Origin of the sequence: Celeribacter ethanolicus, assembly GCF_001550095.1 — a bacterium.
GTDB lineage: Bacteria > Pseudomonadota > Alphaproteobacteria > Rhodobacterales > Rhodobacteraceae > Celeribacter > Celeribacter ethanolicus.
The window spans coordinates 48,136-61,435 of sequence record NZ_LRUC01000008.1; the positions used below are offsets into that span (position 1 = coordinate 48,136).

Below are 13,300 nucleotides of genomic sequence, written 5' to 3' on the forward strand. Positions count from 1 at the left end.
ATGACACAGCCCGTCACTTTCCTCGACACCGCCCGCCGTGTGATCCGGCAGGAGGCCGATGCGCTCGGGCTTCTGGCCGACAGTCTCGGCGCGGAATTCACCGGAGCGGTCGAAACGATCCTCGCCGCAAAGGGTCGCACCATCGTCACCGGCATGGGCAAATCCGGCCATATCGCCCGCAAGATCGCGGCCACCTTGGCGTCGACCGGCACCCCCGCGCATTTCGTTCATCCGGCAGAAGCGAGCCATGGCGATCTGGGCATGATCGGCGACGGAGATGTGTGCCTCGTGCTGTCGAATTCCGGGGAAACACCGGAGCTGGCGGACGTGATCGCCTACACACGTCGGTTCAAGATTCCGATGATCGGGGTCGCCTCGAACCCCGACAGCTCGCTCATCCGGGCCTGCGATGTGGCTCTGATCCTGCCGAAGGCGGCTGAGGCCTGCGGTCATGGCATCGTACCGACCACCTCGACCACGATGACGCTGGCGCTTGGCGATGCCATTGCCGTTGCTCTCATGGAACATCGCGCCTTCACCGCCGACAATTTCCGCGTCTTGCATCCGGGCGGGAAACTTGGCGCGCGTCTCACCAAAGTTCGCGCGCTGATGCACACCAACATGCCGCTCGTGACCGCAGAAACCCCGATGCGCGACGCGCTTTCGGTGATTTCGGACAAAGGCTTTGGCGTGGTCGGCGTCGTCGATGCGCAAGGCCAGCTCACGGGGATCATCACCGACGGCGACCTGCGACGCCATATCGACGGGCTTCTGGAAAAAACTGCGGGCGAGATCATGACCAAGGGGCCGATGACTATCACCGCCGATGCGCTGGCCGAAAAGGCCGTGGCGCGCATGGATGAGCGTGCGATCACCTGTCTCTTTGTGCGGGAAACTGCCGATGACGGACGTCCCTGCGGAATTCTGAAGATTCAGGACTGTCTTCGCGCCGGGGTCGTGTAAGACGTCCTTATGGCGCGGTTCGATAACTCCTATTCCAAATTCGTGGCCTTTGCGAAGGTCGCCTTACCGTTGGCGAGCCTCGTGCTTTTGGCGACGCTCTTTCTCTTTGCCCGCGGCAAGGAAATCGGCATCTCGATCCCCTATGCCGATGTGGATCTCGAGACCCTCGCCCGTGAACAGCGTATCGAGGGGCCGTCCTTTGCGACCGTGACGCGCGATGGGGCCGAGCTTGAGATCTCCGCCGATGTCGTACGCCCGGACCTGTCGACCCCGGATGTGATCAATTCCACCATCGTGCGCGGCGCGCTCAGGATGCCGGATAACGGTTCCGTGACGCTCAAGGCCGATGACGGCGTGATCGACGGCCCCGCCCAGATCGCAGAACTGTCCGGTCATGTGGAGATCGAAACCTCCACCGGTTACACGATCACCTCCGAACGGATCGCCACGCTTCTCGACGTCTCGAAGATCGAAAGCCCCGGAACCGTCGAGGCGGCCGGTCCCGCAGGCGATCTGACAGCCGGTTCCATGGAAATTTCACAGGATCCGGAGACCGACGCCTACCTTCTGGTTTTCAAGAACGGCGTGAAGCTGATATATCAGCCCTGATTTTCGAGGATTTGCACGTGCCCACCATCCGGACTCTTTCGCTCAGTTGCGCCCTGGCCCTTGCGCTCACCCTTCCCGGCCTGCCGTCGATGGCACAGGGCACGCAGATCGCCTTCGGGGGGATCAGGCACGACAGCGCCCTGCCCGTCGAGATCACCTCCGACGAACTCAGCGTCGACCAGAACACCGGTCAGGCGATCTTCACCGGCAATGTCGTGATCGGCCAAGGCACGATGCGGCTCGCCGCCCGGACCGTCGAGGTGATCTATGCCAGCGACACCAGCCAGATCGCCCGGCTGCTGGCTTCCGGTGGCGTGACTATCACCAAAGAAGGCGAAGCCGCCGAGGCGCAAAACGCCGAATACAATCTCGAATCAGGTACCGTGACCCTGACCGGCAGCGTGCTTTTGACCCAAGGGAACAGCGTGATGTCCGGAGAACGCATGGTGATCGACCTGAACACCGGCACCGGTCGCATGGACGGGCGTGTCAGAACCATCCTGCAATCCGGCTCACAAACCGGGGCCGATCAATGAGCGACACCACCGGGCTGAAGGTCCGCAATCTGCGCAAGGGCTATCGCAAACGGACGGTGATCCGCGACGTGTCGCTCGATCTCGAACGCGGTGAGGTCGTCGCCCTTCTGGGGCCGAACGGCTCCGGGAAGACCACCTGTTTCTACACCATCGCGGGGCTTGTCATGCCGGAAGGTGGCGAAGTCAGCGTCGATGGGCGCAACATTACGCTCTTGCCGATGTATCGCCGTGCCAAGCTCGGCATCGGCTACCTGCCGCAGGAAGCCTCGGTGTTCCGCGGTCTTTGCGTCGAAGACAACATTCTCGCCATTCTCGAAGTCTCGGAGAGCGACCCGCTCCTGCGGCGTGAGAAGCTCGAGGATCTGCTGTCGGAATTCTCCATCGCCCATCTGCGGCGCGCACCGGCCTTGTCGCTGTCGGGCGGCGAACGGCGGCGAGTCGAAATCGCACGCTGCCTCGCCTCCGATCCGTCCTACGTGCTGCTCGACGAACCTTTCGCAGGCGTTGATCCAATCGCGGTGGCGGAAATTCGCGGACTGGTTTCCGATCTCAAGACACGCGGCATCGGCGTCCTGATAACGGACCATAACGTTCAGGAAACATTGGGAATTATAGACCGCGCCTACATCCTCCACGATGGTCACGTCCTGATGTCAGGGACCAAGGAAGACATTGTCGCCGACGAAACCGTGCGGCGCGTTTACCTTGGCGACAATTTCCGGATCTGAACGCGGGTTTCGATTGACATTCCCCCGCATTCTGGCGCCTTATAAGTGTCCAATGCGTGACGTAAGGATGAGAGTCTGCGCCATGGCACAAAAGAGCCACAGAGCGCCGGAAAAACGCCCCGACAGATTGTCCGGGTTCCCCCGCCTTCGCATGCATTGTAATCCCGCTTTCAACAAAAACCCAGGACCTCGCATCCACGCCGGAGGAGGCGTTCAGGCGTAGGTCAAACAAAGAAGGAGGTATCTATGCGGTACCAAATCAGCGGAAAACAAATCGACATCGGTGAATCGCTTCAAACGCATGTGAAAACCGAGCTTGGCGCCGTTCTGGACAAATACGGACAACGTCCGACCGACGCGAATGTCGTGTTTTCCAAATCTGGGGCGGAATATGTTTGCGAGGCCGTGGTGCACCTGTCCTCCGGCCTGAACGCACAAGCCAGTGCAAAGGCTCATGAAATCTATGCCGCCTTCGACGCTTGCGCCGAAAAAATGGACAAGCAGCTGCGTCGTTACAAACGCCGCCTGAAAGATCACCACAAGGAGCGCACCGAGCCTGTTGAACTTTTCGGCGCTTCTCAGTATATCCTCGCCGCATCGGAACACGATGAGGATCAGGAACCGGAAACCCTGCAGCCGATGATCATTGCGGAGATGGAAACCAAGATTCCGACTCTGACGGTGGGCGAAGCGGTGATGCAGATGGAGCTTGCCGGGGCCCCTGTTCTTGTGTTCCACAAAGAAGGTAAGAACGGTGTAAACGTGGTCTACCGCCGTGCCGATGGCAACATCGGTTGGGTCGACCCTGACAACGCGAAATAATGAAACCGGCCCGCCTCGACGGGTCGGGGCGGGTAGTTTCAAATGAATATCGCAAAGATCTTGGATCCGCAGGCCATCAAGGTCGTGGGTAAAATGACGAGCAAAAAGCGTCTGTTTCAGGATCTCGGTGAGATCGCCGCGAGCGCATACGGTCTGTCGGAAAACGGCACGGTCGATGCGCTTCAGGCCCGCGAAAGCCTTGGCCCAACCGGTGTGGGCCATGGCATCGCGCTTCCCCACGCCCGCATCGAAGGTCTGGAGCGCGTTGTCGGTGCCTTCATGCGCCTCGAGAGCCCGATGGATTTCGACGCGGTGGATCGCCAACCGGTCGATCTGGTCTTTGCCCTCTTCGCCCCGGCCGAATCCGGTGTCGATCATCTCAAGGCTCTGGCGCTCGTCTCCCGCACCATGCGAGACAACGACATCTGCGCCAAGCTGCGCGCCAACAACGATCCGGCAACGCTGCACGCCATTCTGACCGAAGGCCCGGCGATCAAGGCTGCCTAAGCGCCCCTCTCGGTTTATCTCCAGGGCTTGAACCCGAACATCATGTAATCGCGCTGATAGGCCGTCCGCACGGCCTCCTCGACCTCTTCGTCGTAAATCTCGGCGAGGGCAATCGGCACATCCTGCGGTTCCTCCCCGACCAGTGGCGGCAGCTTGCCCAGCGCACCGGCGAGATGGGTCAGATCCTCGGCAAGGCTCTCTTCACGCAGCACCATGTCGGGCAGGGAAAAGTCGGCGAAACCCTTGATCACCTCGGATTGCGACGCCCATGTGCCGTCGACACGGATCGACGTCTGACCGTTGAGGTTGCCGCGCACGAAATCTGCGAATTTGATGAAGGCCTCGCGATGCTGATCCCGGCTGTAGTCCGCATCCGGCCCGCTGATCGGCAAGGGCAATTTATAAGTTGCCCGCAGGGTTTCCCGGATATCGCCATAGGTCTGCCCGCTGAGGTTCAGAATATACTGACAAAACGTCCGGTGCAGCCGCTGCACCGGGTGTGAAATCACCGTGAAACTGCGGTGCCCCTTGTTCTGTCGCTTCCACTGCCTCAGGGATTTCTGCGTGAACCCCTGTGTCAACTCCTCAGGCGTCACCTTGTCGAGCGCGGCCATCCAGGCCTTCACCGCAGTCTCCGGCCCGCTGCGCACCGGCATGTAGAGCACGGACGCCGCCTGTCCCGCCACATAGGTCGGCACGGCCGGATGGCGCCGCGGTTCGAAATTCGGTGTATTCGACAGGTTGAAATGGTCGACGTTCGACAGGTCGGAGACCATTTCGGCGTAGTTCAGAACCTTGTCTTCGAGACGTGCAGGGTTCTGTACCTTGGTCTTCTGGTTGGTCTTCGCCCGCTCTTCCGTCACGCCAAGGAAATGCGCCAGACCGTTCAGCACCTCGATGTCCTGAATATCCTCGTAATTGATGTAGAATGCGGTCTGCCCGGTGGTTTGCAGAGTACGTTGCATAAAAAGCTGAAACTCTTTCAACGCATCGAGCATGTCCAGAAATTCACGCCGCTCAAACTGCACCTTGGCGGATTTGGCGTCCTTGAGGTCGCCGAGCCGCCATTGCCCGGTGGCACCCGCAATCTTGCGCGACACGTAGCTTTCGAGCGGGTTACGGGTCAGGATGATCTTGGCGCAACGCGGATCTTGCAACACATGAGACAGGATGCGCGGATCGTGGTCGTGGAAAAACCGAAACCCGGAAAGCCCCTCCGTCTCTTCCCGCATCCGCCCCAGCAACGCGGTGGGATCGGCCTCCCGCATTGCCATGGTGACGCCCAGCATTTCCTTCTGGTTCGATTTGCCGATGAAGGCCGGATTGAACACCTCGCCCCAGCATTTCAACCCCGGATAGGAATTGACGTTTTCCTCGAGAAAATTGGACCCGGTCCGCATCTCGGCGAAAATCACGAAATAATCGAAAGGCTTGACCATGTGTTCGTTTTACCAGCGTTACTTTACAAGATAGGGCCGCTTGTGTTCCCGCGTCCGCATGTCCGGCTCGGACCCCATCGGGAAATCCCCCATGAGATGCGGCTTCATCCCCTGGTTCTTCAGATTTTGCAGGAATTGCCCGAAACCCGTCAAATCCCGCATCCGCGGCGCCTCGGTCAGACGGCGGACATTGCGCGGGCCAATCTCGTCGATGATCGCCTGCAAAGGCTCCATCTGGCTCTCGATGAAATCCGCCATGGTCCAGATCCGCACCCGCGCCTTGATATGTTGCGAACGCAGGATCTCGATATGTTCCGCTTCGATCCGTTGCAGACGCGCAGCTTCGCGGCGGATTTCGGAAAAACTCTTGTTCGAGCGGAACAGGGTCACCGCCCAGGCTCCGGAAATCACCGAGATCTGCGCATTCGGGTCGGTGGCAATCAACCAGCTGATTGCCTGATTGTCGCGCGGGCCGTACATGAAACATTGCCGCTCGCCGCGGGTGTTCCAGATCAGCGACGTCAGGAAGCCGCAAGGATTGTAATCGCGCAGGGTGGCATGATTGGGCAGAGCGCCGGCAAACACCTTTTGCCCGCCGGAGAACTCCACGGCCTCCGGTGCGAACAGATGGCCATGCACCCGTGCGCCCACGGCCCGCGCGAGCCATTCCTCGAAATTCTCGAACAGGTCCGAGAAGCCTTCGAACACCGAATAAGGCGCGCTGGTCTTGCCATGCCCCCTGCCATGTCCGGGCATCCGGCTTTGCATGTAAAGCCCTTCGCGCCCCATGACGCGCCGCTCCACTGCCTTGGAAAAAATCCGGTCAATCTTGCCCGGGTTGGGCTCGGTCCCTTTCATCGGATTGCTGTCCGGGTTGAGGAAAGTCGCGTAGAGGCGTTCCGCCTTTAGCCAGATCTTGCGCGCCACGAAACAGTCGGAACGCCGCAGGAGCTGCAGGTGGTCATCGTAGAAAATATGCGGTTTGCCCTGATAGTCGAACTTCGACAAGGTCAGGGACCGGCTTTCGATATTGTTCGAATAGAGCCGCACGAGGGTCTGGTAATAGCTTTCGTCCGGAATCCAGACTTTCTTGAAATAGTCGTCGTAAAGCTGGCGATCCGGGTCTTCGAGAATGGCAGACAGGGTCTGACGCGTCAGACACCACCATTGCGAACCCAGATGCGGCACCAGCCCGTCGGGGATCTTGCGCTTGTATCCGATCCTGCGCTGCAGCGCGACATAGCGGTCGAACAACCGCCGCTGCTTTTTCCACGAAAACGGGAAACGCAGGGTGAAGCGCTCGGAATCGAGCCCGCCGACAGTCCAGGGCACATCCTCGGTCGTCACGCTTTCGATGAAATTCGTCATCGGCCGCGCCGCGAGGTAGCGCTTCAGATCCTCGACCGGGCGCAGCGGCAGGCAGGCACCGGAGGACAGATAGACATGCCGCGCCTCCGGAAAGCGCGACAGCATCAATTCGGACGCATCCTGCGACGCCGCCACCAGAGACCAGGTGCCCCAGTCACAGGCATGGCGTTTGGAGAACACCACATTGTCGAGATCGGAGAGGCTGTCGACAAAAGGCTGGTAGACCTCTTTCTTCACCCGCCGGTCGACATGGATCACCACCGGGCAACCATGCGTCGCCCAGTGGCGTGCCACCTGTTCGGCACGGTCGAGCGCGGTGTGGACCAACATCACGAAGCCGACGGTCATGCCCAGTTCCCCTTGGACATGAGACCCAGAATTTCGAGCTGGCGCCAGTTGATGTATTTCTCCGACCAGTTGCACCACAGCTCCGGGTCATCCTTGATCCGGTTGTGATAGGCGAGATATTCGCGCGAGCCGGCGTAATGCTGACGGCGCTGCAATTCTTCTTCGGTCTTCTGCACGAAGGTGTTGAGAAACTTCGCATGCAAGAGCGCGCCAGACGCCTTTTCCCCACCTTCCGTCTCATAGACGAAATTGAGACCGCGCGGCAAAAGCATGTGGGTCGAATGCATATAGGCATAGTCGCGATGCCATTTGACCAGCGGGATCTTGTTCAGAGACGGCGCATTGAACGGGTCGTCGTTGAAGAACAGACGCGCGCGCGGGCCGCCCTGTATCCAGAGATTGTAATATTCCGGATTGGTCGAGATCATGTAATTGCCGCTGTCGAACCATTCCGCGATCTCGAACGGATTCTGCCCCTCGCGATAGGGCTGCGCATCAATCGGCCCCTTCGGATACATGTCGATCAGCATCGCGGAGAAACTGCGAAGGCCTGAATTGTCGAGCCAGTCGGTGAGCGCCGGGATCGGACGAGTGTCGCAGAACGGAAAGACCAGAAACTCGTCCACGTCCACGGTCAGCGTCCAGTGACCGTGGCAATATTTCCGCGCCAGCCAGTTCATCCAATGCACACCGAAAAGCGATTTGCGATAGCTCGCCGTGGTGTGCCAGATTGAGACATCCTCCTGCCCGATCAGGAATTCGCGCGATCCGTCGTCACTGTCATTGTCGACGAACAGGAAATGGCTAACCCCCATATCCCTGTAATATTTGAGAAAATACGGAAGGCGGATACGTTCGTTGCGCAGAGTGCAGACGACGAGAATATCCTCCGGCCGAATGCGGGCGGTGTTGTCCTGAATCAGCATGAGGTCCCGGCGCGCCCGAAAGGCCCGCCAGAGCGCCTGTTTGCGCCTCAGCCGCATCCTATATTGCAACAGCCTGCTCACCGATCAGCCTTAATGTTCCCCGAGAGCGAATATGACACATTCCGCGCGCCGGACTGAGCCATATTCGTGTATTTTGCGGTTCAATTTACGGGTTTACGCCAAAAACGTAAACAATTCATATTAAATGGCAAAACTGTTCCATCAGCCCCGCCAATCCCCACGCGCCATTAAGCCCAGCTTTTCCAGTTGCCGCCAATCCTCGTAGGCCACGGACGACTCATGCCAAAGCGTCGGCCCGGCGATCAGCTCATCGTAATAGGCGCCGAACTGGTCGGGATCGGCGAAATGCTGACGCCTTTCCTTTTCTTCCGCGGATTTTTCCACCACGATCGACAGGAATTTCGTATGCAAAAGAACGCCCGACAAATGCACCTGCCCCGGGCCATCATAGGCCAGGTTCAGCGTCTGCGGCAGCATCGCATGGGTCGAATTGACATAGGCATAGCGCCAGTGCCACTTCACCAGCGGCAACTTGTTGAGCGTCGGGCCTCGCCGACGATTCCGGGCAAAGAACACCCGCTCCCGCACCCCCCCCTGAACCCAGAGATTGTCCTTCGGCTTCTGTCGCTCGCTGCGATACGGCCCCGCATCGAAGTAACGCAGGATCTCGAGGGGATTTTGCCCGGGGCGATAGGCAACCTCGTTGAGTCCCTCTTTCGGGTAAAGTTCGAGCATCAGGGCTCCCATGGCCCGAACATCTACGCCCTCCAGATACCCGGTCAAATCCCTCAGAGAGCGGGTCTCGTGATACGGGTAAATCAGCAATTCATCGGCATCAAGGGTCAGGCACCATTTGCCATGCGCGTATTTCATCTGGAGCCATGTCGTCCAATCGAGCCCGAAACGCGCCGCCTTGTAACTCGCGGTTGTGGACCAAAGCGACACGTCCGGCTGCTCGGACAGAAGCTCCGCCGTGCCGTCGGTGCTGTCATTGTCGACAAAGAGAAAATGAGTCACGCCAAGGCGCCGGTGATGATCCAGAAAATAGGGCAGGCGTTGCGACTCGTTGCGCACGACCGCGACACAGAGGATCGCATCGGGTCCGATGGCAGAGGTCCGATTCCGCACGACACGCAACCCATGCCGGGCCCGAAACGCCCGCCACAGCAAATGCCGCCGCAACACCCGCAACTTGTAGCTCTGCCAAACCCGGCCCAAAATCGTCCCTTCCCCGCGATTTCGGGCAGATTAAGCGCTTTGCCGGAAACCGGAACCCCGGATGTGCAAGAAGGGCCAAAAGGCCCTTCCTGTGTGTCATTTGTCATAATGGCCGCTTTGGTGCCATCGCCAGGCATCGCCGATCATCTGCACCAGGTTCGAGCGCTCCGGCCGCCAGCCCAGCTCCGTGACCGCACGTTCGGATCCGGACACCAGCTTGGTACAATCGCCCGCGCGGCGATCACCCTCGACATAGGGCACATCCCTGTTGGTCACCGACCGCGAATGGTCGATCACCTCACGCACGGAAAACCCCTTGCCGGTTCCCAGATTGAACATTCGGCTGCCCTTGCCGTCCTCGAGCCATTTCAACCCAAGCACATGCGCATCCACAAGATCGCAGACATGGACGTAATCGCGAATGCAAGTGCCGTCCGGCGTATCGTAATCCGTGCCGAAGATGGTCAGAGCGTCCCGCTTGCCTGCAATCGCATCAAGCATCAGCGGGATGAGATGGGTCTCCGGCTGATGGAACTCACCGACCTCAGCCTCGGGATCTCCCCCCGCGACGTTGAAGTAGCGGAAGATCACCGAATTGAGACCGTAGGCCTGTTCGAAATTCTCGAGAATGTCCTCGATCGCGCGCTTCGACGCCCCGTAGGAATTGATCGGCATTTGCACGGACTCTTCGTCCAGAACCACATTGTCCTGATCGCCAAAGGTGGCACAGGTCGAAGAAAAGACGAAATTCATGCAACCTGCCGCCACGGCCGCCTCGATCAGCGTCAGAGAGCCGATGACGTTGTTGCGCCAGTATCTGCCCGGATCCTTCATGCTTTCACCGACCTGCGAGAAGGCGGCGAAATGCATGACGGCAACCGGCCGATACGCGGCAAAGACCTCGTCGAGACGGACACGATCCAGAAGATCGCCCCGCTCGAAAGGACCGAATTTCACCGCGTCTTCCCATCCCGTCGACAGGTTGTCGAAAGTCACGGGAACATAACCCGCCTCGCGCAGCGCCTTACAGGCATGCGAACCGATATAACCGGCCCCGCCGGTCACGATCACGTTCCTGGTCATTTCGGACCCTTACTGAGCCGCGGCACGAACCGCAGAAAGTTCGTCGAGATATTCCTGAAGCTCATCGCGCAGATCGTCACGCGACAGACCAAAGGCAATCGTCGCCTGAAGGAAGCCGGCCTTGGAGCCGCAATCGAAGCGCTGGCCGGAGAAGCGATAGCCATAGACGCCACGCTCGGTCCCGATCTCGTCCGCGATCGCATCGGTGAGCTGAATCTCCCCCCCGGCACCGGACTTCATCTGGTTGAGGTTATTCATCACCGCCGGGTCGAGGATGTAACGTCCGATCACCGCCAGATTGGACGGCTCGGTGCCCGGCGCAGGTTTCTCGACCATGCCTTTGACCGACACCATATCGCCCATGTCCTCCTTGATATCGAGCACGCCATAAGAGGAGACCTTTTCCGCCGGAACCTCCATGGCCGCAACCATCGAGCCGCCATGTTCTTCATAGGCTTCGACCATCTGTTGCAGACAGGGTTTTTCCGCCGCGATCACATCGTCCGGCAGGATCACCGCGAAGGGTTCCTTCGGGTCGAGCAGGCGGCGCGCACACCACACGGCATGACCCAGACCGAGCGCCTTGTGCTGACGAATATAAGCGATCGCACCGCTGTCCATATTGGTCGATTTCAGCACTTCGAGCAGCTTGTCCTTGCCCTTGCGACGCAACTCCTGCTCGAGAATCGGGGAGTGGTCGAAATAATCCTCAAGCGCACCCTTGCCGCGCGAGGTGACGAAGATGAATTCCCTGATCCCGGCCGCGCGCGCCTCGTCGATCGCATATTGAATCAGGGGACGGTCGACCAAGGTCATGATTTCCTTCGGAATCGATTTGGTCGCGGGCAGAAACCGCGTCCCAAGACCGGCCACTGGGAAAATCGCTTTGGTCACTTTGCGTGTCATCTTGTCTCCTTCGGCCCTTACTCACGAGCCAATCAAATTTCTTTCACCCGCCTCGACCCTACGCTTTGAAAGGCCGCAGGTCAGTACCATGCGCCGGTATTCACACAGGAATGCTACGGATTTGCAACCCCGCCCACTTGAGGCGGGAGAGGTGACGTTTTTTTGGGCAAATTATTGCTCGCACTGCATGACTCAGAGAATCATTACGCGCATTTCATCTCCACCAGCATGGCCTCGATCCGGGGCACATCCTCGGGGTTGTTCAGTTCCCAGAACTGCCGCCCACGCGCGTCCACCTCGACACAGAGCACCGGGCGCTCCTGTTCGAGAAAGCGCAGCTGCTCGAGCCCTTCGAGACGCTCGAGCGGCCCCATCGGCCATTTCGGATAGGCGCCCAGCGCGGAAGGACGATAGGCGTAGACACCGACATGGTGAAACACCGGGGTCGCATCCGCATCCGCATAGGTCTCGGAGGTATAGGGAATCACTTCCTTGGAGAAATAGAGTGCCTTGTGATCCGAACCAAACACGGCAGTTGTGCCACCGACCCGACCCGCACGGCGATCTTCGAGAAACCCGTTCAGCGCCCGTCCGTCGCAGCGCAGGACAGGTGTCGCAACTTCGGCGGTCGGATGCGCCCGCAAACCTGCCACGAGGTCTTCGACAAACCATGCGGGCGTCAGCGGCGCATCACCTTGCAGGTTGACGACGATGTCATACCCGCCCCCAAGATTTTCCAGAGCCTCGGCACAGCGCTCGGTCCCGTTGGCGCAGGCCTCCGAGGTCATCACCACCTCAGCGCCGAAGGCCTCCGACGCCACGCGAATGCGATCGTCATCGGTGGCCACCACGACCCGATCCACACCTCTGGCTGCGACAGCAGCCTCCCAGCTCCGCCGGATCAGGGACTTTTTCTCCCCGGTGGCCCCGGTCAGTTCGACAAGCGGCTTGCCCGGGTAGCGGGTTGAGGCGAAACGGGCGGGGATAACGATCAGGACGGACATTCAGGCGTCTTTCAGTTCGACGCCCGGCGCGTAGGCGATGAAGAAGGGGTTGGCATAAGCCGGCTTGCCATAGGTCAGAGGCGTATGGTCGTCGAACCGCACGACATCCCCCCCCGCGCCCAGCAAAACGGCATGGCCGGCAGCGGTGTCCCATTCCATGGTGCGCCCGACACGCGGGTAAAGATCGGCCTCACCGGTGGCGACGAGACAGAACTTGAGCGAAGAGCCAGCGGATTTGCTGTCCTTCGCCTTGTATTTGGCGAGGTAATCCTCGGTCGCCTGATCGCGGTGCGATTTCGACGCCACGATCATCAGCGCCTCATTGTCCGGCGTGGAGACGGAGATTTTCTTCATCTCGCCCGGTGTCCCGGCAACAAAGGGCCCGCTTTCCTCATAGGACTGACCAGACGCGTCGGTGATGAACAAACGTCCCCGCGCCGGGGCATAGACCACACCGCGCAGCGGCACGCCCTTTTCAACATAGGCGATGTTCACCGTGAAATCGCCGCGTCGCTTGATGAATTCCTTGGTGCCGTCGAGCGGATCGACGATCAGGAAGGTCTCGGCCTTCACCTCATGGGAGGCGGCCTGTTCCTCGGTGATCAGGGTCACATCCGGAAAGACGGCGCGCAGCCCCGCCGAGATCAGCGCATCGGCGGCTTCGTCGGCCTCCGTCACAGGGCTTTCGTCGGATTTGGTTTTGACCTCGAAATCGTCCGCATTGTAGATGTCCATGATCTTCTCACCGGCCTCAATGGCCAGTCGGCGCATCACCGGGACGAGTGTGTCGAAATCCATATCCTGCTCCTGTCTGTCACCACA

The 13,300-nt window shown here is 59.6% G+C and carries 14 protein-coding genes; 6 read left to right on the forward strand and 8 right to left on the reverse strand.

What is annotated here, in order from left to right; genetic code table 11:
* The 6 genes from NH195_RS03750 to NH195_RS03775 all read left to right on the forward strand — a co-directional run bounded on the left by NH195_RS03750 (window position 1) and on the right by NH195_RS03775 (window position 4,165).
* On the forward strand, window positions 1-963 hold the full coding sequence (locus NH195_RS03750) for a KpsF/GutQ family sugar-phosphate isomerase (protein WP_066703316.1): 963 nt from the start codon (window positions 1-3) through the stop codon (window positions 961-963).
* Window positions 964-972: 9 nt separating this feature from the next.
* Entirely contained in the window at window positions 973-1,572 is a 600-nt protein-coding gene (locus NH195_RS03755; protein WP_066703319.1) for an LPS export ABC transporter periplasmic protein LptC, read from the forward strand.
* Between the two features lie 17 nt (window positions 1,573-1,589).
* The gene (lptA, locus tag NH195_RS03760; RefSeq protein WP_238379685.1) at window positions 1,590-2,108 is read left to right on the forward strand and encodes a lipopolysaccharide transport periplasmic protein LptA; all 519 of its coding nucleotides are present in this window, start codon (window positions 1,590-1,592) and stop codon (window positions 2,106-2,108) included.
* The gene (gene lptB / locus NH195_RS03765; RefSeq protein ID WP_066703323.1) at window positions 2,105-2,836 is read left to right on the forward strand and encodes an LPS export ABC transporter ATP-binding protein; all 732 of its coding nucleotides are present in this window, start codon (window positions 2,105-2,107) and stop codon (window positions 2,834-2,836) included. The genes lptA and lptB overlap by 4 nt, the downstream gene beginning before the upstream one ends.
* A gap of 246 nt (window positions 2,837-3,082) precedes the next feature.
* Complete coding sequence (gene hpf / locus NH195_RS03770; RefSeq protein WP_066703326.1) at window positions 3,083-3,658, forward strand: ribosome hibernation-promoting factor, HPF/YfiA family; 576 nt, start codon at window positions 3,083-3,085, stop codon at window positions 3,656-3,658.
* Window positions 3,659-3,700: 42 nt separating this feature from the next.
* Window positions 3,701-4,165 carry a PTS sugar transporter subunit IIA gene (locus NH195_RS03775; protein ID WP_066703328.1) on the forward strand — a complete coding sequence of 155 codons (465 nt, stop codon included), beginning with the start codon at window positions 3,701-3,703 and terminating at the stop codon, window positions 4,163-4,165.
* A 14-nt stretch (window positions 4,166-4,179) separates the two neighbouring features.
* Here NH195_RS03775 and NH195_RS03780 read toward each other — a convergent pair whose 3' ends face one another.
* The 8 genes from NH195_RS03780 to cysQ form a co-directional block, all read right to left on the reverse strand.
* Window positions 4,180-5,604, reverse strand: a complete 1,425-nt coding sequence (locus NH195_RS03780; protein WP_066703331.1) for a sulfotransferase family protein — start codon at window positions 5,602-5,604, stop codon at window positions 4,180-4,182.
* Window positions 5,605-5,622: 18 nt separating this feature from the next.
* Window positions 5,623-7,320: a DUF5927 domain-containing protein gene (locus NH195_RS03785; RefSeq protein ID WP_066703334.1), complete on the reverse strand. Its 1,698-nt coding sequence runs from the start codon at window positions 7,318-7,320 to the stop codon at window positions 5,623-5,625.
* On the reverse strand, window positions 7,317-8,303 hold the full coding sequence (locus tag NH195_RS03790) for a glycosyltransferase family 2 protein (protein WP_066703336.1): 987 nt from the start codon (window positions 8,301-8,303) through the stop codon (window positions 7,317-7,319). Before NH195_RS03790 ends, NH195_RS03785 begins: the two co-directional genes overlap by 4 nt.
* Before the next feature lie 165 nt (window positions 8,304-8,468).
* Window positions 8,469-9,395 carry a glycosyltransferase family 2 protein gene (locus tag NH195_RS03795; RefSeq protein ID WP_238379686.1) on the reverse strand — a complete coding sequence of 309 codons (927 nt, stop codon included), beginning with the start codon at window positions 9,393-9,395 and terminating at the stop codon, window positions 8,469-8,471.
* Window positions 9,396-9,581: 186 nt separating this feature from the next.
* Window positions 9,582-10,568 (reverse strand): UDP-glucose 4-epimerase GalE, encoded by a 987-nt coding sequence (gene galE / locus NH195_RS03800; protein WP_066703342.1) that lies wholly within the window; start codon window positions 10,566-10,568, stop codon window positions 9,582-9,584.
* Between the two features lie 9 nt (window positions 10,569-10,577).
* Complete coding sequence (locus tag NH195_RS03805; RefSeq protein WP_066703344.1) at window positions 10,578-11,474, reverse strand: UTP--glucose-1-phosphate uridylyltransferase; 897 nt, start codon at window positions 11,472-11,474, stop codon at window positions 10,578-10,580.
* A 203-nt stretch (window positions 11,475-11,677) separates the two neighbouring features.
* Window positions 11,678-12,478, reverse strand: coding sequence for a 3-deoxy-manno-octulosonate cytidylyltransferase (locus tag NH195_RS03810; protein WP_066703346.1), 801 nt, complete (start codon window positions 12,476-12,478; stop codon window positions 11,678-11,680).
* Window positions 12,479-13,276: a 3'(2'),5'-bisphosphate nucleotidase CysQ gene (cysQ, locus tag NH195_RS03815; protein WP_066703348.1), complete on the reverse strand. Its 798-nt coding sequence runs from the start codon at window positions 13,274-13,276 to the stop codon at window positions 12,479-12,481.
* Window positions 13,277-13,300 lie beyond the last annotated feature (24 nt).

Coding starts and splice junctions, on each gene's coding strand:
- NH195_RS03750 (WP_066703316.1), top strand. CDS start 1: ATGACACAGCCCGTCACTTTCCTCGACACCGCCCGCCGTGTGATCCGG.
- NH195_RS03755 (WP_066703319.1), top strand. CDS start 973: ATGGCGCGGTTCGATAACTCCTATTCCAAATTCGTGGCCTTTGCGAAG.
- lptB (WP_066703323.1), top strand. CDS start 2,105: ATGAGCGACACCACCGGGCTGAAGGTCCGCAATCTGCGCAAGGGCTAT.
- hpf (WP_066703326.1), top strand. CDS start 3,083: ATGCGGTACCAAATCAGCGGAAAACAAATCGACATCGGTGAATCGCTT.
- NH195_RS03775 (WP_066703328.1), top strand. CDS start 3,701: ATGAATATCGCAAAGATCTTGGATCCGCAGGCCATCAAGGTCGTGGGT.
- NH195_RS03780 (WP_066703331.1), bottom strand. CDS start 5,604: ATGGTCAAGCCTTTCGATTATTTCGTGATTTTCGCCGAGATGCGGACC.
- NH195_RS03785 (WP_066703334.1), bottom strand. CDS start 7,320: ATGACCGTCGGCTTCGTGATGTTGGTCCACACCGCGCTCGACCGTGCC.
- NH195_RS03790 (WP_066703336.1), bottom strand. CDS start 8,303: ATGCGGCTGAGGCGCAAACAGGCGCTCTGGCGGGCCTTTCGGGCGCGC.
- galE (WP_066703342.1), bottom strand. CDS start 10,568: ATGACCAGGAACGTGATCGTGACCGGCGGGGCCGGTTATATCGGTTCG.
- NH195_RS03805 (WP_066703344.1), bottom strand. CDS start 11,474: ATGACACGCAAAGTGACCAAAGCGATTTTCCCAGTGGCCGGTCTTGGG.
- NH195_RS03810 (WP_066703346.1), bottom strand. CDS start 12,478: ATGTCCGTCCTGATCGTTATCCCCGCCCGTTTCGCCTCAACCCGCTAC.
- cysQ (WP_066703348.1), bottom strand. CDS start 13,276: ATGGATTTCGACACACTCGTCCCGGTGATGCGCCGACTGGCCATTGAG.